The sequence below is a fragment of the Streptomyces sp. NPDC031111 genome (assembly GCF_055570675.1).
Window position 1 is genome coordinate 1 of sequence record NZ_JBVIGS010000033.1, and the last position, 19,747, is coordinate 19,747.

General features: G+C 72.9%; 11 protein-coding genes. 3 read left to right on the forward strand and 8 right to left on the reverse strand.

The features are described from left to right. Positions 1-104: 104 nt before the first annotated feature. The 5 genes from nudC to ACZ470_RS37935 all read right to left on the reverse strand — a co-directional run bounded on the left by nudC (position 105) and on the right by ACZ470_RS37935 (position 10,171). Entirely contained in the window at positions 105-1,061 is a 957-nt protein-coding gene (gene nudC, locus ACZ470_RS37915) for an NAD(+) diphosphatase (RefSeq protein ID WP_468434522.1), read from the reverse strand. 133 nt (positions 1,062-1,194) lie between these two features. Continuing rightward, the gene (locus ACZ470_RS37920) at positions 1,195-2,607 is read right to left on the reverse strand and encodes a dipeptidase (protein WP_468434523.1); all 1,413 of its coding nucleotides are present in this window, start codon (positions 2,605-2,607) and stop codon (positions 1,195-1,197) included. A 10-nt stretch (positions 2,608-2,617) separates the two neighbouring features. Further along, entirely contained in the window at positions 2,618-6,106 is a 3,489-nt protein-coding gene (locus ACZ470_RS37925) for an ATP-dependent DNA helicase (protein WP_468434524.1), read from the reverse strand. Positions 6,107-6,206: 100 nt separating this feature from the next. Beyond that, entirely contained in the window at positions 6,207-9,527 is a 3,321-nt protein-coding gene (locus tag ACZ470_RS37930; RefSeq protein WP_468434525.1) for an ATP-dependent helicase, read from the reverse strand. Between the two features lie 257 nt (positions 9,528-9,784). Next, positions 9,785-10,171 (reverse strand): MGMT family protein, encoded by a 387-nt coding sequence (locus ACZ470_RS37935; RefSeq protein WP_468434526.1) that lies wholly within the window; start codon positions 10,169-10,171, stop codon positions 9,785-9,787. A gap of 186 nt (positions 10,172-10,357) precedes the next feature. Between ACZ470_RS37935 and ACZ470_RS37940 the strand changes: the two genes are divergently transcribed. The 3 genes from ACZ470_RS37940 (at position 10,358) to ACZ470_RS37950 (ending at position 16,330) form a co-directional block, all read left to right on the forward strand. Beyond that, positions 10,358-13,036: a lysylphosphatidylglycerol synthase transmembrane domain-containing protein gene (locus tag ACZ470_RS37940; RefSeq protein WP_468434527.1), complete on the forward strand. Its 2,679-nt coding sequence runs from the start codon at positions 10,358-10,360 to the stop codon at positions 13,034-13,036. 108 nt (positions 13,037-13,144) lie between these two features. Further along, the gene (locus ACZ470_RS37945) at positions 13,145-14,695 is read left to right on the forward strand and encodes an alpha/beta hydrolase (RefSeq protein ID WP_468434528.1); all 1,551 of its coding nucleotides are present in this window, start codon (positions 13,145-13,147) and stop codon (positions 14,693-14,695) included. Positions 14,696-14,833: 138 nt separating this feature from the next. After that, entirely contained in the window at positions 14,834-16,330 is a 1,497-nt protein-coding gene (locus ACZ470_RS37950; RefSeq protein WP_468434529.1) for an alpha/beta hydrolase, read from the forward strand. 71 nt (positions 16,331-16,401) lie between these two features. Here the strand turns inward: ACZ470_RS37950 and moeZ are convergent, their stop codons facing one another. The 3 genes from moeZ to ACZ470_RS37965 all read right to left on the reverse strand — a co-directional run bounded on the left by moeZ (position 16,402) and on the right by ACZ470_RS37965 (position 19,448). After that, complete coding sequence (gene moeZ, locus ACZ470_RS37955) at positions 16,402-17,580, reverse strand: adenylyltransferase/sulfurtransferase MoeZ (protein WP_468434530.1); 1,179 nt, start codon at positions 17,578-17,580, stop codon at positions 16,402-16,404. Positions 17,581-17,643: 63 nt separating this feature from the next. Continuing rightward, positions 17,644-18,423 carry a spherulation-specific family 4 protein gene (locus ACZ470_RS37960; RefSeq protein WP_468434531.1) on the reverse strand — a complete coding sequence of 260 codons (780 nt, stop codon included), beginning with the start codon at positions 18,421-18,423 and terminating at the stop codon, positions 17,644-17,646. Next, entirely contained in the window at positions 18,411-19,448 is a 1,038-nt protein-coding gene (locus ACZ470_RS37965) for an NAD-dependent epimerase/dehydratase (protein WP_468434532.1), read from the reverse strand. Before ACZ470_RS37965 ends, ACZ470_RS37960 begins: the two co-directional genes overlap by 13 nt. Positions 19,449-19,747: the final 299 nt, after the last annotated feature.

Consider the following 19,747-nt stretch of genomic DNA (forward strand, 5'->3'; position numbering starts at 1 on the left):
GGGGGGGGGGGAAAAGGGGTGTTTTTTTCTTTTTCGTTTCCCCGGTGTGCTTCCCCCCCCCCCCCCCCCCCCCCCCCCCCCCCCGCTCCTATGTGTCCGTGTGGTCAGAAGGCGCTGCGCGTCGGGAGCTCCTTGCCGTACCAGCGCTCGATCAGGCGGGCCGCGATCGAGATCCCGTACGGCGGGAGCACCTCCCCGGACTCGAAGGCGGCGCCGAGCTCGTCGCGGGAGAACCAGCGCGCCTCGTGGATCTCGTCGCCGTCGACCTCGATCTCGGTCGAGGTGGCGCGGGCGAAGAAGCCCAGCATGAGGCTGGAGGGGAAGGGCCAGGGCTGGCTGGCGACGTACTCGACGTCGCCGACGCTGATGCCGGCCTCCTCGCGGACCTCCCGGCGCACCGACTGCTCGATGGACTCGCCGGGTTCGACGAATCCGGCGAGCGTGGAGAAGCGGCCCGCGGGCCAGTGGACCTGGCGGCCGAGCAGGATGCGGTCGTCCTCGTCGACCACGGCCATGATCACCGCGGGGTCGGTGCGCGGGTAGTGCTCGGCACCGCAGGCGGGGCAGCGGCGGATGTGTCCGGCGGCGGCGATGACGGTGCGCTCGCCGCAGCGGGAGCAGAAGCGGTGCAGCCGCTGCCAGTTCTCCAGGGCGACCGCGTGCACCATCAGCCCCGCCTCGCGCGGTGACAGCAGCAGTCCCGCCTCGCGCAGGCCGGCCGGGCGGGCGGAGTCGTCCATGCGGCCGGGCAGGGAGTCCTTCTGGAGGGCGAAGTAACTGACGCCGTCCTCGTCGTTGCCCAGGAAGTAGCGGTGTGCCTCGGTGAGCGGGGCCTCGAAGGACGGCGTCATGACGAGTTCGGTACGGCCGTCGGCCGCCTCGTCGATGAGGACCTGGCCGCCGGACACCACGAAGCAGCGGGTCGAGGGGTGGCTCCACGCCGCCGCGAGCCATGCCTCGTCGAGCCGGTGGTGAGCGGCCCGGTCGATGCCGCTCGGGGCGGTGAGCGAGATGGGGCGGTCGGCGGTGTGGTCGGTCCAGGTGGTCACGGGTGCTTCCAACTCCCCCGGTGGAACGGATTGGGTCGGCGGGCGGTTCGGCGGGACGTGCGGCGGGAGGGACCGGTCCCGCGGGGCGCGGCGGGTCCCTTCCAGTGTGCCCCGCGCGGGGTTCCGGTTCGGACGGCGTGGGAGGTCAGGGCGCGTGCCGCCAGTGCTCGGCGAGGTCGCCCCACAGGTAGGCGGTGGTCTCGACGCCCTTGAGGAGCAGGTCGAGCTCGACCTTCTCGTTGGGGGCGTGCCAGCCGTCGGAGGGGACGGAGATGCCGAGGAACAGCACCGGTGCGCCGAGGACGTCCTGGAGGTCGGCGGCCGGTCCGGAGCCTCCCTCGCGGGTGAACAGGACGGGTTTCTCGAAGGCGCGGCCCATCGCGCGGACCAGGGACCGCAGGGTCGGATGGTCCAGCGGGGTCAGGCACGGGCGCGTGGCGGGGCTGAAGGAGATCTCGCAGCGGATGCCGTCCGGCAGTTGTCCGGGCACCCAGGCGCTGACGGCCTCCCGCACACGCTCCGGGTCCTGGCCTGCGACGAGCCGGAAGGACAGCTTCACCATGGCGGAGGACGGGATGATCGTCTTGCTGCCGGGGCCCTGGTAGCCGCCGCCGATGCCGTTGACCTCGGCGGTGGGGCGGGCCCAGACGCGCTCCAGGGTGCTGTATCCCGCCTCGCCCCGGGTGCCGTGGGACTTGGCGGTGCGCAGCCACTGCCCCTCGTCGAAGGGCAGCTCGGCGAGGAGTTCGCGTTCGCGGTCGGTGAGCTCGACGACGCCGTCGTAGAAGCCGGGGATCGCCACGCGCGCGTGGTCGTCGTGCAGGGCGGCCACCAGGCGGGCGGCGGCGGTGGCCGGATTGGGCACCGCCCCTCCGAACGAACCGGAGTGGATGTCCTGGTCGGGGCCGTACAGCCGGATCTCGCACTCGGCGAGGCCGCGCATACCCGTGCACACGGTCGGGGTGTCCTCGGACCACATGCCGGTGTCGGAGACGATCACGGCGTCGGCGCGGAGCCGGTCCGTGTGCTGTTCGACGAGCGCCCGGAAGTGCGGGGAGCCCGATTCCTCCTCGCCCTCGATCAGCAGTTTCAGGTGCACGGCCGGGCTGGTGCGGCCGGTGGTGGCGAGGTGGGCCCGGACTCCGAGTGTGTGGAAGAACACCTGCCCCTTGTCGTCGGCCGCACCGCGCGCGTAGAGGCGGTTGTCCCGGACGACGGGTTCGAAGGGTTCGCTGTCCCAGCCGTCCTCGCGGGCCGCGGGCTGCACGTCGTGGTGGCCGTAGACCAGCACGGTGGGTGCCCCGGGGTCGTCGGAGGGCCACTCGGCGTAGACGGCCGGGGCGCCGGGGGTGTGCCAGACCTCGGCGGTCGGGAAGCCGGTCTCCTTGAGTTTGGCGGCGAGCCAGTCGGCGCTGTCGCGCACGTCGGGCGCGTGGTCGGGCTGGGCCGAGACGGACGGGATGCGCAGCCACTCGGTGAGGTCGTCGAGGAAGGCGACGCGGTGCTGCTCGATGTACGTACGGACGGCGCTGACGGCACTGTCAACGGGCTGGCTCATGTCCTCGAGCCTATCGGCCCGCGCCGGTGTCCTCGGAGTGCGGTATCTCACCGGACGGCTCTTCGAGCAGCAGCCGTTCCAGCTCCGCGCGGCCGGGCAGGGCCTCGGGTCGGACGATCTCGCCGGTGCGTACGTAGAGGAACGCGGCCGTGACGGTCTCCGGGGGGACGCCCTGCTGTTCGGCCCAGGCGAGGCGGTAGACGGCGAGCTGGAGCGGGTCGGCGGTGCGGTCGCGGCTGGTCTTCCAGTCGACGATCTCGTACGTCGTCCCGTCCCCGTCGTCCTCCCGGTAGACGGCGTCGATGCGGCCGCGGACGACGCGGCCGGCGATCGACAGCTGGAACGGGGCCTCCACGCGGTGGGGGGTGCGGTGGGCGTACTCGGTGCGTTCGAAGGCTTCCTTGAGTGCCTCCAGGTCGCGTTCGTCGGCGATCTCGGCGTCGCCGCCGGGCAGCTCCTCCGGGTCGAGCATGGGCAGGGTCAGGGCCTCGAAGCGTGCCTCGACCCAGGCGTGGAAGCGGGTGCCCCGGCGCGCGGCGGGCTGCGGTGGGCGGGGCATGGGGCGGGCCAGCTCCTGGGCGAAGCCGTCCGGGTCGGCGGCCAGGCGCAGCAGCTGGGAGGCGGTCAGCGAGGCGGGCAGCCGGACCTCGGTGACGCTCTCGCGGGCGCGCAGCAGCTCTCCGGTGAGGGCGTCGAGGTCGCGGTCCCAGGACGCGACGGTACGGGCCTCCTCGGGGGTGAGCCGTGCTCCGGGCTCCCGCGACGGGCGGGCCGGCTGCGCCGCGCGGGGGTGCGCGGTGGGTTCCGGGGCCGTCGCCTGGTGCGGGACGGTGGGGCGGTCGGTGCTCCAGGAGTCCCAGTCGTCCGGGTCGGCGTCCGCGAACGGGTCGCCGTCCTCGTCCGGGAGGGGGTCCTCGTCGTCGGGCGGTGGCGGCCAGTCCGGATCGTCGTGGGAGTCCGGGTCGTGTACGGCCGTGGCGGGGGTGTCCGCGCGGGCGGCTAGGCGGTCGAGGTGGGCGAGGACCGTCTCGGCCGCCGCGCGGCGGCGGGTGAGGGCCGCGTCGTCCAGGGGCAGGGGCCACACCTGGTCGTCGGTGGCCCGCTGCAGGGCGGGGTTCTCCTCGTCCTCGGCGGGCTCGTCCGCCCAGACCTCGATCTCGCCGTACCCGGCGGCGCAGTGCTCGTACAGGGCGTGGAGGAACTCCGAGGGGCCGCGCGGCCTCTTCTGGCTGGGTCCCCACCAGTGTCCGGAGCCGAGCAGCAGGGAGCGGGGGCGGGTGAAGGTGACGTAGCCGAGGCGCAGTTCCTCGGTGTGCTGGTGTTCCTTCATGGCCTCGTGGAAGGCCTTCAGCCCCCGGGAGTCCCAGGACATGACGTCCGGCAGGGTGTCGGCGTCGCCGCGCAGTCCGTGCGGCAGCACCTTGCCCTGGGCGGTCCACTTCTCGCGGCCCTGGCCGCTGGGGAAGGTGCCGGTGACCAGTCCGGGGACGGCGACGACGTCCCATTCGAGACCCTTGGACTTGTGGGCGGTGAGCACCTTGACGGTGTTCTCGCCACCGGGCAGGGCGTTGTCGAGGCCCTTCTCGTACTGGGCGGCGGTGCGCAGGAAGCCGAGGAAGGCGAGCAGGGTGGCCTCGCCGTCGCCGGCGGCGAAGGACGCGGCGATGTCGAGGAAGTTGGAGAGGGTTTCGCGTCGGCGGGCGGCCAGGGCGTGCGGGGACGCGGACAGTTCGACCTCCAGGCCGGTGACGGCGAGGACCCGGTGCAGGACGTCCATGAGGGGGTCGGCGAGGGAGCGGCGCAGGTCGCGCAGTTCGGTGGCCAGGCGGGCGAACCGCACGCGCGCGTCGGGCGAGAAGGGCAGTCCGTCGTCGTCCCCGCGGCCGTCGAGCGGTGTCTCGAGGAACGTGTCGAGGGCGTCGGCGAGCGAGATCACCTCGGCCGGGTCGACGCCCTCGACGGCTTCGGCGAGCCGCCGGTCGGGATCGTCGTCGCCGTCCACGCGCGCGTGGGACACGAGCAGGCGTGCGCGCCGCCCGAGCAGCGCCAGGTCGCGGGGGCCGATGCGCCAGCGCGGGCCGGTCAGCAGCCGTACGAGGGAGGCGTTGGCGCCGGGGTCCTGGAGGACCTCGCAGACGGCGACGAGGTCGGCGATCTCGGGCAGGTGCAGCAGCCCGGACAGGCCGACCACCTCGACGGGGACGTCCCGGGCGACCAGGGCGCCCTGGATCTCGGCGAAGTCGCCGGCCGTACGGCACAGGACGGCGATCTCGCCGGGCGCCTTGCCGGTGCGGACCAGGTGGGCGACGGAGTCGGCGATCCAGTCGATCTCCTCCGCATGGGTGGGCAGCAGGGCGCAGCGGACGGTGCCGTCGCGCTCGGCTCCGGGTGCCGGCCGGAGGGCTTCCACGCCCGCGTGCATGGCGCGCAGTGGCTCGGCGAGTCCGTTGGCGAGGTCCAGCAGGCGGCCGCCGCTGCGCCGGTTCTCGCTGAGCGACTGACGGGTGGCGGGGCGGCCGTCGGCCCGGGCGAAGTGCTCGGGGAAGTCGTCGAGGTTGGCGACGGAGGCGCCGCGCCAGCCGTAGATCGCCTGGCAGGGGTCGCCGACGGCGGTCACCGGGTGGCCGGTGCCGCCGCCGAACAGGCCGGCCAGCAGCACGCGCTGGGCGACGGAGGTGTCCTGGTACTCGTCGAGGAGGACCACGCGAAACTCGTCGCGCAGGACGCGGCCCACCTCGGGGAGAGCGGAGAGCCGGGCGGACAGGGCGATCTGGTCGCCGAAGTCGAGCAGGTCGCGTTCGCGTTTGGCGGCCCGGTAGCGCTCCACGAGGTCGGCGAGTTCGCGCCGCGCGGCGGCCGCCTCGGGGACCTTGCGCAGGTCGGCGTTGGTGAGCCTGGTGTTCTCCAGGGTGCTCAGCAGCTCGGCGTCGTGGGCGCGCAGGTCCTCGGGCCGTACGAGGTGCTCGGCGAGCTCGGCGTCGAGGGCGAGGAGGTCGCCGACCAGGTCGGGGAAGGACCGGGTGAGGGCCGGGTAGGGGCCGGGGGCCTCGCGCAGGACGCGCGCGGCGAGCTGGTAGCGGGTGGCGTCGGCGAGCAGCCGGGAGGTCGGTTCGAGGCCGATGCGCAGTCCGTGGTCGGTCAGGAGGCGGCCCGCGAAGGCGTGGTACGTGGAGATCACCGGCTCGCCCGGGGGGTTGTCCGGGTCGATGGCCTCCGGGTCGGTGACGCCCGCCTTGATCAGGGCCTTGCGGACGCGCTCGGCGAGTTCACCGGCGGCCTTGTTGGTGAAGGTGAGACCGAGCACCTGTTCGGGGGCGACCTGGCCGGTGCCGACCAGCCACACCACGCGCGCCGCCATCACCGTCGTCTTGCCCGAGCCGGCTCCGGCCACGATCACCTGCGGGGCGGGCGGCGCGACGATGCAGGCCGTCTGCTCCGGGGTGAAGGGGATGCCGAGGAGCTCCTTGAGCTGTTCGGGATCGGTGATGCGAGCGGGCACAGGCAGAATCTAGCGGCGGACACTGACAGCGGAGGCCGGCGGAGCGCTGCGGGAGCGCATCGTCGCAGGTCGGCGTGGGTGGTGCGATGCGTCACGCCCGTCACTCGACGACGTGCCGGCCCTCCGGCCGGGCGCTGCACGAGGCCCGGAAGGCGCAGTGGGCGCAGTGCTGGCCCGTGGTCGGGGTGAACCGTTCGTCGAGGACCTTGCCGGCGGCGGTGGCCAGCAGGTCGCCGACCCACTCCCCCTCCAGCGGCTCCTGGGCCTGCACCTTGGGCAGGGTCTCGCCACCGTCCCGCTTGGCGGCCCCCTGACGCAGCTGGACCAGCTCGGCGCCGCCCGGTTCGGGGCGCGCCCCGTCGAAGGCCTCGTCGACGGCGCCCTCGCGGACGGCGAGCTGGTAGACGGCGAGCTGGGGGTGCCGGGCGACCTCGGCGGAGCTGGGTGCCTGCTTGCCGGTCTTGAAGTCGACGACATAGGCGCGGCCGTCGGCGTCGGCTTCGACGCGGTCCATCTGGCCGCGGATGCGGACCTCGTAGTCGCCCGCCTCGAGGGTGACGTCGAAGTCGTGCTCGCTGGCCACCGGTGTGCGTCCGGTGCGGTCCATGACGTGCCACCGCAGGAAGCGTTCGAGCGCCACGCGCGCGTTCTCCTTCTCCTGCGCCGACTTCCACGGCGCGTCGAAGGCGATCGCGTTCCACACGGAGTCGAGGCGCTCCATGAGGACCGCCAGATCGGCCGGCGTCTGGCCGGAGGCCACCTCGTCGGCGAGGACGTGCACCACGTTGCCGAAGCCCTGGGCGGCGGTCGCCGGCGTGTCGGCCTTCACCTCCCGGCCCAGGAACCACTGGAGGGCGCAGGTGTTGGCGAGCTGGTCGAGGGCGCTGCCGGAGAGCACGACGGGCCGGTCGCGGTGACGCAGCGGAACCTTGCTCTCCGTCGGTGCGAACATGCCCCACCAGCGGTACGGGTGCGCGGACGGCACCAGCGGGCGGCCGTCCTCGTCGGCGAGGGCGGCGAGCCGGGCCAGCCGGAGCGCGGCTTCCTCCCTGAGGGTGTCGGAGACCCGTGGGTCGACCGTGGTGGCGCGCAGTTCGGCGACGAGCGCGGCGACGGACAGGGGTCGGCGCGGACGTCCGGTGACGTCGTGGGGCTCGACGCCGAGTTCGGTGAGGAAGCGGGAGGGCTGGTCGCCGTCGTCGGCGGGCGCCTTCACGGCCGTCACGACCAGGCGTTCACGCGCGCGCGTGGCGGCCACGTAGAACAGTCGGCGTTCCTCGGCGAGCAGTGCGCCGGGGGTGAGGGGTTCGGCGAGTCCGTCACGGCCGATGCGGTCGGCCTCCAGCAGTGAGCCGCGGCGGCGCAGGTCCGGCCAGAGTCCCTCCTGGACCCCGGCCACGACGACCAGGCGCCACTCCAGGCCCTTGGAGCGGTGCGCGGTCATCAGGCGCACCGCGTCCGGGCGGGCGGCGCGGCGCGTGAGGGTGTCGGCGGCGATGTCCTCGGCCTCGATCTGCTCCAGGAAGTTCAGGGCGCCGCGGCCGCCGGTGCGTTCCTCCGCGCGGGCGGCGGTGGCGAACAGGGCGCACACGGCGTCGAGGTCCCGGTCGGCGTTGCGGCCGGCCGCGCCGCCGCGCCGCGCGGAGCGCTCCAGCCGCTGGGGCCACGGCGTGCCGTCCCAGAGGTCCCACAGGGCCTCTTCCGCCGTACCGCCGCCCGCCAGGCGTTCACGGGCCCGGCGCAGCAGGGCGCCGAGACGCTGGGCGCCCCGCGCGTAGGCGGGGTCGTGCACGGCGAGCCGCTCCGGCTCGGCCAGCGCACGCGCGAGCAGCTCGTCCGAGGGCGGGGGCAGCGGGTTGCCCGCCGCCCGCTCCTCCTCGCGCAGGGCCCGTCCGAGGCGGCGCAGGTCGGCGGCGTCCATGCCGGCGAGGGGGGAGGCGAGCAGTGTGAGCGCGGTCTCGGTGTCGAGCCAGCAGGGTTCCGCCTCGGCGTCCGCCCCGGACGCGTCCGCGGTGTCGTCGCGGTCGCCCGCCTCCGCGGTCGCCACCGCGCGCAGGGCCGTCAGCAGCGGGGCCACCGCCGGTTCGTGGCGCAGGGGCAGGTCGTCGCCGTCGACGTCCACGGGGACACCGGCCGAGGTGAGCGCGCGGCGGACCGCGGGGAGGGTGCGGGCGCCGGCGCGCACCAGCACGGCCATCTCGTTCCAGGGGACGCCGTCCTCCAGGCGCGCGCGGCGCAGGATGTCGGCGATGTTGTCCAGCTCCGTACCGGACGTCGGGTAGGTGTACACCTCCACCCGGCCGCCGTCCCGTACCGGACCGAGTTCCCGGTGGGCGCGGGCCTTGTCGGCGGGCAGGCGGGGCAGCGGCATGCGCCGGGTCACCCGCCGGGTGGCCTCCAGCAGGGCGGCGCCCGAGCGCCGGGAGGTGCGCAGCACCTCGACCGGGGCGGGGCGGCCGTCCGCGCGGGGGAACGCGTGCGGGAACTCCAGGATGCCGTTGACGTCCGCGCCCCGGAACGCGTAGATCGACTGGTCGGGGTCCCCGAAGGCGACGAGGGTGCGCCCGCCGGCCAGGGCGTGCAGCAGCCGCACCTGGGCGGGGTCGGTGTCCTGGTACTCGTCGACGTAGACGGCGTCGTACCGCGCGGCGAGCTGCCCGGCGGTCTCGGGGCGGCGGGCGAGGAGCACCGCGCGGTGGACCAGTTCGGCGTAGTCGAGGACGCCCTGCAGATCGAGGACGTCGAGGTACTCGGCGAGGAAGGCGGAGGCGGCGCGCCAGTCGGGGCGTCCGATGCGGCGGGCGAAGGCGTCCAGGGCGTCGGGGCCGAGGCCGAGTTCGCGGCTGCGGGCGAGCACCGCGCGGACCTCGTCGGCGAAGCCGCGGGTGGTGAGGCAGGCGCGCAGCTCGTCCGGCCAGCGCACATGGGCGAGGCCGAGCCGCTCCAGGTCCACCTGGCCGGCGAGCAGCTCGCGCACGGTGACGTCCTGCTCGGGTCCGGACAGCAGCCGCAGCGGCTCCACGAAGAGGTCGCTGTCCTGGTGGGCGCGGACCAGGGCGTAGCAGAACGAGTGGAAGGTCGTCGCCTGCGGGGCGTGCGCGGCCCCGATGCGCAGGGCCATGCGGTCGCGCAGCTCGACGGCCGCCTTGCGGCTGAACGTCAGCACCAGGATGCGTTCGGGGTCCCCGCCACGGGCGATCCGCGCGGCCACGGACTCGACCAGTGTGGTGGTCTTTCCGGTGCCCGGACCTGCGAGAACGAGCAGCGGGCCGGTCTCGTGCTCAACCACGGAGCGCTGTGCGGCGTCCAGCCGAGGGGGATTCCCGCGAGCCGGCGGGGTACGGACCAGTCGGTAAGCGCCACGATTCCCCCGCCGCACCTGGGGGTGCGACAGGCCGCTGCTGGAGGAAGAGGAGCTCACGTGGTTCGCCGGTCCTGGTGGGTGTGCTGTGGGGCCGTTCGCCGCGCGTGCGGGGCGGTGGGTGCGGGGTGAGGGGGTCACGCGCAGCCGACGCTACGCCGGTGAAAAGTGCGGAAGCAGGACTTCCGCTTCTTCCCTCCGGGCACTCTTGCCACGCATGTCCCTCGCCTCACGAACGTACGTCATGCCACGCATGTGTCCCATTTCCCCCTGAGGGATCACAGGTCACACGGCGGCGTGCGCTATGGCGGAAGCTGTCAGGTGTGACCCACGGTGTGCCCACCGCCGTCCCACCGCGCCCGCCTCATGTCGAGGCGCGGCACATGCCCCTCCGCGGACCGGCCGGCCTCCTTCAGGGGCGTGCCCTCCGCGCGGTAGTGGCCGAGGGCTCTCAGCTCGTGGCCCGGCAGCAGCACGCCGTCCGCGCGGACGACACGCCACCACGGGACGGCGCCCCCGTACAGGGCCATCACGCGCCCCACCTGCCGAGGACCTCCCTCGTCCAGCCACTCGGCCACGTCCCCGTATGTCATGACACGTCCCGGCGGAATCAGCTCGGCCACCTCGAGGACCCGCTCGGCGTACTCGGGCAGCGCCTCCGGGTGCTCCGGGCCGCCGTCCGGCGGAAGGCTCTCCTGGCTCATCCGGCCCATCCTGCCCCACCCCACCGACAACGCGACGCGCTCACGCGCGTGCGCACGGCTCGCCCCGGGACGGCGCTTCGGGCAGACTGTGCCGCCCCGCATGAGGACCCTGATGCCCCCTTGTGCCGGTACGGCATGCCACCATCGTGCGGGCGGTGACAGGTGATACAAGATCGAGAAGAGACGATGAAGCAGCAGGGTGCGCACCCCCAGGAGGACCCGGAGGGCACCCCTGACGCCTCCTCGCGCCCGCACACCGCCGAGCCCGAGACGGCGCACATCGACGAGGTGGAGGGCGACGAACCGCTGCTCCCCGCGCGCGTGCACCGCCCCTCCGACCTCATGCGACTCCTGGCGGGCGTACTCGCCGTGGTGGTGCTGCTGGCGATCGCCGCGTTCGCCCACGGCACCACGTCGGGCCTGGAACAGGACATCAACAAGGGCACCGGGCAGGCTCCCGACCTGCTCATCAAGATCGCGGGGCTGGCCTCCAGCATCGCGATCCTCCTGGTCCCGGTGGCCTTCGCCATCGAGCGGCTGATCAAGCGGGACGGACTGCGGATCGCCGACGGCGTACTCGCCGCCGTGCTCGCGCACGGTGTGACACTCGCCACCGACCTGTGGGTCGCGCGTGCCGCCCCGGACTCGATCCAGGAGGCGCTCACCCAGCCCTCCCCCGGCGACATCCACGCCCTCACCGACCCGGTACACGGCTATCTGGCCCCGGTGATCGCGTACATGACGGCCGTCGGCATGTCCCGCCGGCCCCGGTGGCGCGCGGTGCTGTGGGTGGTGCTGCTCCTCGACGCCTTCTCGATGCTCGTCACCGGGTACACGACACCGTTCTCGATCATCCTGACGGTCCTGATCGGCTGGACCGTCGCCTACGGCACCCTCTACGCCGTCGGTTCACCCAATGTGCGCCCCACCGGCCGCACCCTGATGGCGGGCCTCCGGACCGTCGGCTTCCGCCCCGTGACCGCGTCCCGGGTGGAGTCCGGCGACGCCTCCGAGACCGGGGACCGGGGACGCCGGTACTTCGTCACCCTGGAGGACGGTCCGCCGCTCGACGTCACGGTCGTCGACCGTGAGCAGCAGGCGCAGGGCTTCTTCTACCGCGCGTGGCGCAACCTGACCCTGCGCGGCTTCGCCACCCGCAGCAGCCTGCAGTCGCTGCGCCAGGCACTCGAGCAGGAGGCGTTGCTGGCCTACGCGGCCATCGCCGCCGGCGCCAACGCCCCCAAGCTGATCGCGACCTCCGAACTCGGCCCCGACGCGGTGATGCTCGTCTACGAGCACAGCGGCGGGCGCACCCTCGACTCACTGCCGGACGAGGAGATCACCGACGACCTGCTGCGCGACACCTGGGACCAGGTACGGGCCCTGCAGTCCCGCCGTATCGCGCACCGCAGGCTGGTGGGCGACGCCATCCTGGTGGATCGTTCCGGCACGGTGATCCTCACCGATCTGCGGGTCGGCGAGATCGCGGCCGGCGATCTGCTGCTGCGCATGGACACCTCCCAGCTGCTGGTGACGCTGGGCCTCAGGGTGGGCGCCGAACGCGCGGTGGCCTCAGCGCTGAGCGTCCTCGGCCCCGACACCGTGGCGGACTGTCTGCCGATGCTCCAGCCCATCGCGCTGAGCCGCTCCACGCGCGGCACGCTGCGGAAGCTGGCCCGGGAGCGGGCGGAGCGCGAACGTGAGGCCGTCCTGGAGGCCTCCCGGCAGTCCAGGCCGGCCCGCGTGGAGCAGGAAGCCCACCCGGTCGTACTCGACAAGCCCGACAAGAAGGCCGTACGCGCGGAGCAGCGGGCCGAGAAGCGGGCCATCGACGAGGCCCTGGAGGAGGCGCGCGAGGAGGACCTGCTCACCCAGATCCGGCACGAGGTGCTGCGGATCAGGCCGCAGGCCCCGGTGGAACCGGCCCGCCTGGAGCGGGTCCGGCCGCGGACCCTGATCAGCGTCATCGCCGGCGCCATCGGCGCGTACTTCCTGCTGACGCAGCTCACCCACATCGAGTTCGGCCCGCTGATCGCCAACGCCGAGTGGGGCTGGGTGGCCGCGGCGGTGCTGTTCGCGGCCGCCAGTTACGTCGCCGCGGCCATGGCCCTGCTCGGGTTCGTTCCCGAGCGGGTGCCGTTCCCGCGGACCGTGGCGGCGCAGGTCGCCGGGTCGTTCGTGAAGATCGTCGCCCCGGCGGCGGTGGGCGGTGTCGCCCTGAACACACGGTTCCTCCAGCGCGCGGGGGTGCGGCCGGGGCTCGCGGTGGCGAGCGTCGGCGCGTCGCAGCTCTTCGGGCTCGGCTGCCACATCGTGATGCTGCTGTCCTTCGGCTATCTCACCGGTACCGAGAAGACGCCCTCCCTCACCCCGTCCCGCACGGTGATCGGGGGCCTGTTGACGGTGGCGGTGCTGGTGCTCGTGGTGACCTCGGTGCCGTTCCTGCGGAAATTCGTCGTCACGCGCGTGCGGTCGCTCTTCGCGGGTGTCGTGCCGCGCATGCTCGACGTGCTGCAACGGCCGCAGAAGCTGATCACCGGCATCGGCGGCATGCTGCTGCTGACGGCCTGCTTCGTGATGTGCCTGGACGCCTCGATCCGGGCCTTCGGCGACGAGACGACGTCCGTCAGCATCGCCAGCGTCGCCGTCGTGTTCCTCGCGGGCAACGCGCTGGGGTCGGCGGCCCCCACGCCGGGCGGTGTGGGCGCGGTCGAGGCGACCCTGACGGTCGGTCTGATCGCGGTCGGGCTCCCCAAGGAGGTCGCCGCGCCGGCGGTGCTGCTCTTCCGGCTGCTGACGCTGTGGCTGCCGGTCCTGCCGGGCTGGCTGGCCTTCAACCACCTCACGCGCAAGGCGGCCTTGTAGGCGGGGGCTGTGCGCGGGGACGGCCCGGTGGACGGATCGGGTGGGGCGTCCTCCCTCGTACGGCCCCTGTCCCGCGCGTCCCGACCCGGGCGACGCCAGGATGGGAACATGCCCCACCCCTTCCTCCTGCGCGCCGCCGCCCTGACCGTCTCCGCCGTCCTGCTGCCCGCGCTGCTGGCGGGCTGCGGTGAGGGCGACGATAAGGACGAGGACCTGGCGGAGCAGCGGCTCAGCTGGACGGACTGCCCGGCACCGTCCGAGGCGCAGGGCGGGGGGCGCGCCCCGTCCCCCCTGCCCGGCCCCCGGGGAACCTGGAGCTGCGCCACCATGAAGGCACCCCTGGACTGGCGCGACCCCGACGGCGACACCATCGACCTCGCCCTGATCCGGGCCAGGTCGAGCGGCGCGGCGAACGAGCGCATCGGCTCCCTGATCTTCAACTTCGGCGGCCCGGGCGGCTCCGGCGTCACCGCGCTGCCCGCGTTCGGCGAGGACTACGCGGCCCTGCGCACCCGCTACGACCTGGTGAGCTTCGACCCCCGCGGGGTCGGCCGCAGCGCACCGGTGATCTGTGAGAGCGACGAGCGACTCGACGCCTACTTCCAGCAGGACGCCACCCCCGACGACAACGCCGAGCGCACGGAACTCATGGACAGCACCAAGGAGTTCAACGCGGCCTGCGAGGACAACTCCGAGCGGGTCCTGCCGCATGTACGCACCACGGACGCGGCCCGTGACCTGGACCTGATGCGCCAGGTCCTCGGCGACGACGAACTCCACTACTTCGGCGTCTCCTACGGCACCGAACTCGGCGGGGTCTACGCCCACCTGTTCCCGAAGAAGGTGGGCCGCGCCGTCTTCGACGCGGTCGTCGACCCCACGCAGACAGCGGAACAGGGCTCGCTCGGACAGGCGCGGGGGTTCCAGCTCGCGCTCGACAACTACGCCGAGGACTGCGTCTCGGGGACCGAGGAGTGCCCTGTCGGCGACAGCGCGCAGGACGTGAAGGACCGCATCGCCCAGCTGCTGGAGGACCTCGACAGCAGGCCGATCCCCGGTATCTTCCCGCGCGAGCTGACCCAGACCGCGGCGACCAACGGGATCGCCCAGGCGTTGTACTCGAGGGACTTCTGGGAGTTCCTCACCGACGGTCTCGAGCAGGCGTACGACGGTGACGGCACGATTCTGATGGTGCTGTCCGACTCGATGAACGGGCGCAGCGAGAACGGCGAGTACAGCAACCTCGTACCGGCCAACGTGGCCATCAACTGCGCCGACGACAAACCGCGCTACACCGCCGAGGACGTGGAGCGCGCGCTTCCGGAGTTCCGGGCCGCGTCCGAGCTGTTCGGGGAGTACCTGGCGTGGGGGATGGTCGGCTGCACCGACTGGGCGGTGCCCGGGGCCGCCGACCATCCGGATGTCCGTGCCCCCGGCGCGGCCCCGATCCTGGTGATCGGCAACACCGGAGACCCGGCCACCCCGTACGAGGGGGCGCGCAGGATGGCGCAGTCCCTCGGTGAGGGCGTCGGTGTGGAGCTGACGTACCGGGGGCAGGGGCACGGTGCCTACGACAGCAAGAACAAGTGCGTGCGGGACGCGGTGCACGGCTACCTCCTGGACGGAAAGGTGCCGGCGGCCGGGACCGTCTGCTCGTGACCGAGCCTCGCGTTCACCGCATAGTCGCAGGTCAGAGCGTTATCCACAGGCTTCCGCAGTGAGCGGTGGATCTGCATACCATGGCCTGACCGCCATCCGCGGCACGGTGCGGACGGCCAGCGAGGGGGGAATTCGGCAATGACCCGTTTCACACGGTGGACGGCTGTGGCAGTCGCCGCCGCACTGCTCACCGCCGGCTGCAGCGGCGGGGGCTCGTCGGACGACGACTCCGGGAACGACGGCAAGAGCGGCGACACGGCGCTCGACTGGGGACGCTGCAAGCCCTCCGGCGACGCCCCCGCACCGGGTGACGACTGGCAGTGCGCCACCCTCCAGGTGCCGCTGGACTGGTCCGAGCCGGACGGCTCCACGATCGGGCTGGCCCTGATTCGCGCCAGGGCCACGGGAGACGACCGCCTCGGCTCGCTGCTGTTCAACTTCGGCGGGCCCGGCGGCTCGGGCGTGTCCATGATGCCGTCCTACGCCGCCACGGCCGCCGAACTGCGCGAGCGGTACGACCTGGTGAGCTGGGATCCGCGCGGGGTCGCCGCCAGCGAGGGCGTGCGCTGCCGCGACGACAAGAGCATCGAGGCCGCCGAGTCGTCGGTGGACGGCACCCCGGACACACCGGCCGAGGAGCGGACGTTCCTGGAGGACGCGGCCGACTTCGGCGAGGGCTGCCAGAAGGCCGCCGGGGAGCTGATGGCGCACGTCTCGACCACCGACACCGCTCGCGACATGGACCGCATCCGCCAGGTCCTCGGCGACGACCGGCTGAACTACTTCGGCATCTCCTACGGCACCGAGCTCGGCGGGGTCTACGCCCATCTGTTCCCGAAGAAGGTGGGGCGGATGACGCTGGACGCGGTCGTCGACCCGAGCGCCGACACGGTGGGCCACGCCAAGAACCAGACCCGCGGCTTCCAGACGGCGCTCGACAACTACCTGAAGTCCACCGGGCGGGACCCCGAGCAGGGATCGCGGGAGATCGCGGAGCTGCTGGAGCGGATCGACTCCGAACCGCTGCCGACGTCCTCCGGACGCGAGCTGACGCAGACCCTGGCACTGACCGGCATCGTCCTGCCGCTGTACAGCAAGACCAGCTGGCCGGTGCTGACCAGCGCGCTGGAGGCCGCGGAGGAGGGGGACGGCTCGGAACTGCTGGCACTGGCCGACGGATACAACGAGCGCGACGACTCGGGACGCTACGGCACGACGACCCACTCCCAACGGGTCATATCGTGCCTGGACGCCAAGCAGCGGCCGACGATCGAGGAGACGAAGCGGTTGCTGCCCGAGTTCGAGGAGATCTCGCCGGTGTTCGGGTCCTTCCTCGGCTGGGACACGGCCGGCTGGTGCCACGACTGGCCGGTCCCCGGTCAGTCCGACACGCCGGAGGTGAGCGCGCCGGGCGCGGAGCCGGTCCTGGTCGTGGGCAACACCGGCGACCCGGCCACGCCGTACGAGGGCGCCCGGAAGATGGCGGACGAGCTGGGCGAGGGCGTCGGTGTGGTGCTCACCTGGAAGGGCGAGGGCCATGGCGCGTACGGCAGCGGGAGCGACTGCGTCGACTCCACGGTGAACGCGTATCTGCTGGACGGCACGGTGCCCGAGGACGGCAAGGTCTGCTCATGACGAAGGCGGGGGCCCCGCGCACCCGTGGTGCCCGGAGCCCCCGCCTCGGCCTGGATACCGGCCGGCGCGGCTCAGTAGACCGGCTTCTCCGGCTCGATCTGGTTGACCCAGCCGATCACTCCGCCGCCCACGTGGACGGCGTCGGCGAAGCCCGCGGACTTCAGAACGGCGAGGACTTCCGCACTGCGGACACCCGTCTTGCAGTTCAAGACGATCTTCTTGTCCTGCGGCAGGCCCTCCAGGGCGTTGCCCATGAGGAACTCGTTCTTGGGGATCAGGCGGGCGCCCGGGATGGACACGATCTCGAACTCGTTCGGCTCGCGGACGTCGATGAGCTCGATGCTCTCGCCGTCGTCGATCCACTCCTTGAGCTGCTTGGGAGTGATCGTGGAGTCGGCGGCCGCCGCCTGGGCCTCCTCGGACACGACGCCGCAGAAGGCCTCGTAGTCGATGAGCTCGGTGACGGTCGGGTTCTCGCCGCAGATCGCGCAGTCGGGGTCCTTGCGGACCTTGACCTGGCGGTACTGCATCTCCAGGGCGTCGTAGATCATCAGGCGGCCGACGAGGGGCTCACCGATGCCGGCGAGCAGCTTGATGGCCTCGTTGACCTGGATGGAGCCGATGGACGCGCACAGGACGCCCAGGACGCCGCCCTCGGCGCAGGAGGGGACCATGCCGGGCGGCGGGGGCTCCGGGTACAGGCAGCGGTAGCAGGGGCCGTGCTCGGACCAGAAGACCGAGGCCTGGCCGTCGAACCGGTAGATCGAACCCCACACGTACGGCTTGTTCAGCAGCACGCAGGCGTCGTTGACCAGGTAGCGGGTCGCGAAGTTGTCCGTGCCGTCGACGATCAGGTCGTACTGGCTGAAGATGTCCATCACGTTGTCGGCCTCGAGCCGCTCCTCGTGAAGGATCACGTTCACGTACGGGTTGATGCCCTTGACGGTGTCACGGGCGGACTCGGCCTTGGGGCGGCCGATGTCGGACTGGCTGTGGATGACCTGTCGCTGCAGGTTCGACTCGTCGACCTCGTCGAACTCCACGATGCCGAGCGTGCCCACGCCCGCGGCGGCCATGTACATCAGCCCCGGCGAACCCAGGCCACCGGCGCCCACAAAGAGCACCTTGGCGTTCTTCAGCCGCTTCTGCCCGTCCATGCCCACGTCGGGAATGATCAGGTGGCGGGAGTACCTGCGGACCTCGTCTACGGTGAGCTCGGGGGCCGGCTCGACCAGGGGTGGCAACGACACGGGGACTCCGTCTGTCGGTCGATCACTACGGTTGTTCTTCGGTTAACACTGCCATGGGCTTTTTCATTCCGAGACACCCGTCCCGATGCGCGAGACAATGTCGTCCCAGTAGCCGGGCAGGGGTTCCCAGGGGGCTGTACGGGCTCTGTGGTCCGTGTCGTGGGTGTGGTCGGTGAAGTAGATCGTCGCGGCGCCCTGCCAGCGGGCGATGCGCAGGGCCTCCTCCAGGTGCGGGGCGGGCACTCCGTGGACGAAGTGGCAGAAGCGTTCGGGCGGGTGGTCGGCGGTCCACTCCGCCACCTGCGACCAGCGGTAGTCGCTCCACGGACCGGAGAAGGTGACCAGCTGATCACCGTGCTCGGCATATCCGGCGTACGGGTGGGTGCCGTGGCCGAGGACGATGTGGGCGTCGTGGGGACCGACGCGGGGACCGTCGTGGAGGGCTCGGAGCGTGGTGACCGTGCGCTGGACCTCGGGGAGGGCGGCCCGGTCCGCGGGACAGCGGTCCAGGAGGAAACCGTCCACCTGGTACCAGTCGGTGAAGCGGTGGGCGTCCGAGATCAGCTCGCCGAACGTGCGCAGGCCGTACGCCATGTCCAGGTGGCCGAGGACGCGGACGCCGGCGTTGCGGAGGCGGCCGGCCGCTTCCAGGCAGTGGGGGTCCGGGCGGGCGCCGGGGCCGTCGGCCACGTTGAGGACGACCCAGTGCAGGGGGGTGCCCGGGCGGGTGAGTTCGCCCCACTCGGTCGGGGCGACGAGGGGGTGTGCGAGGCCGGGGACACCGAAGCCGGTGCGGACGTCGGTACTCGCGGTGCCGGGTTTGACGCTGGTCAGATACGGCATGCCGCCTCCATCCAGATGTCGGCGAGGGACTCCTCGAGGTTGATCCGGGGGCGCCAGCCGAGGCGGTCGCGTGCGGTGCGGACGTCGGCCTGCTGCCAGCTGCCGCAGCCGTCGGGGTACGGGAAGGCGACGGGGGTGGCGGTGGGGTGGTGGTCGCGGTCGGGTTCGGGGCGGGGGTGGCCGATGTGGGTGCGCAGAGGAGAGGTGGCGTGGGCGGGGGCGTGGGTGGCGTGCTGCGGGGGGTGGGGGGTGTGGGGTGGGTACGGTGCGTGGGCGTCGAGTTCGTTGAGGGCGCCGCCGTAGCCGGCCACCCGGGCCAGGATTCCGGCGGCGTCGCGCAGGCGGACGGCGCGGCCCGAGCCGATGTTGATGACGCCCTGTGCGGCGGAGAGGGAGGCGGCGTGGACCGCGCGCGCCACGTCGCGGACGTCGATGAAGTCCCGCTGGGCGCCGAGGCCGCCGAGCTTCAGCTCGCCGTCGCCGGACTGCATGGCACGGCGCATCGCCTCCGCCAGGCGGCCGAGAGGGGAGCCGGCGGGGGTGCCGGGGCCGACCGGTGAGAAGACCCGGAGGACCACCGCGTCCAGGCCGGAGCCCAGGACCAGCTCGGTGGCGGCGAGCTTACTGACGCCGTAGGGGCCACCGGGGCGGGGGACGGCGTCCTCCGCGGTGGACGAGCCGGGCTGGCTGGGGCCGTACTCCGAGCCGCAGCCGATCTGCACGAGCCGGGCGCCGCAGCCGCTGCGGCGGAGGGCCTCGCACACCGTGGCGACGGCGACGGTGTTGTGCCGGGTGAGGTCGCGGGCGCCGCCCCTTGTGGCGCCGGCGCAGTTGACGACCACGCCGGGGTGGACGGCGTCGAGGAAGCGGGTGAGGGCGCCGGGGCTGCCGCTGGCGAGGTCGAAGCGGACGTCGGCGTCGTCGCCGCGGCCGAGGGCGGTGAGCTGGACTGCGGGGTCCGCGAGGAGGCGGTCGGCCACGAAGCGGCCGATGTAGCCGTTGGCTCCGATCAGCAGGACTCTCATCGGGCGACTCCTTTGGCGTCCGGGGTGGTCATGTGGGGTTCTCCTTCAGGTGCGGTGCGTTGTGGTTCGGGTGGGGGCGCCCACGGGTGGTGGGTGGGTCGGTGCCGTCGGCGGCAATCCCTCTCCGTCGGCCTCGGGCAGCCGCCTGCCGCCCTCCGCGGGCAGTCGTGCCGCTGGGGCGATGGGGGAGGGTGGGTGCGACGGCACCCCGTAAGCGCCGGGCCGCGCAAACGTCCCCCGGCCCACACCAACGCGGGGCACCCATACGGCGCCGGGCCACGCGAACTCGGCCCGGTACA

Coding starts and splice junctions, on each gene's coding strand:
- ACZ470_RS37920 (WP_468434523.1), bottom strand. CDS start 2,607: ATGAGCCAGCCCGTTGACAGTGCCGTCAGCGCCGTCCGTACGTACATC.
- ACZ470_RS37935 (WP_468434526.1), bottom strand. CDS start 10,171: ATGAGCCAGGAGAGCCTTCCGCCGGACGGCGGCCCGGAGCACCCGGAG.
- ACZ470_RS37940 (WP_468434527.1), top strand. CDS start 10,358: ATGAAGCAGCAGGGTGCGCACCCCCAGGAGGACCCGGAGGGCACCCCT.
- ACZ470_RS37945 (WP_468434528.1), top strand. CDS start 13,145: ATGCCCCACCCCTTCCTCCTGCGCGCCGCCGCCCTGACCGTCTCCGCC.
- ACZ470_RS37950 (WP_468434529.1), top strand. CDS start 14,834: ATGACCCGTTTCACACGGTGGACGGCTGTGGCAGTCGCCGCCGCACTG.
- ACZ470_RS37960 (WP_468434531.1), bottom strand. CDS start 18,423: ATGCCGTATCTGACCAGCGTCAAACCCGGCACCGCGAGTACCGACGTC.
- ACZ470_RS37965 (WP_468434532.1), bottom strand. CDS start 19,448: ATGAGAGTCCTGCTGATCGGAGCCAACGGCTACATCGGCCGCTTCGTG.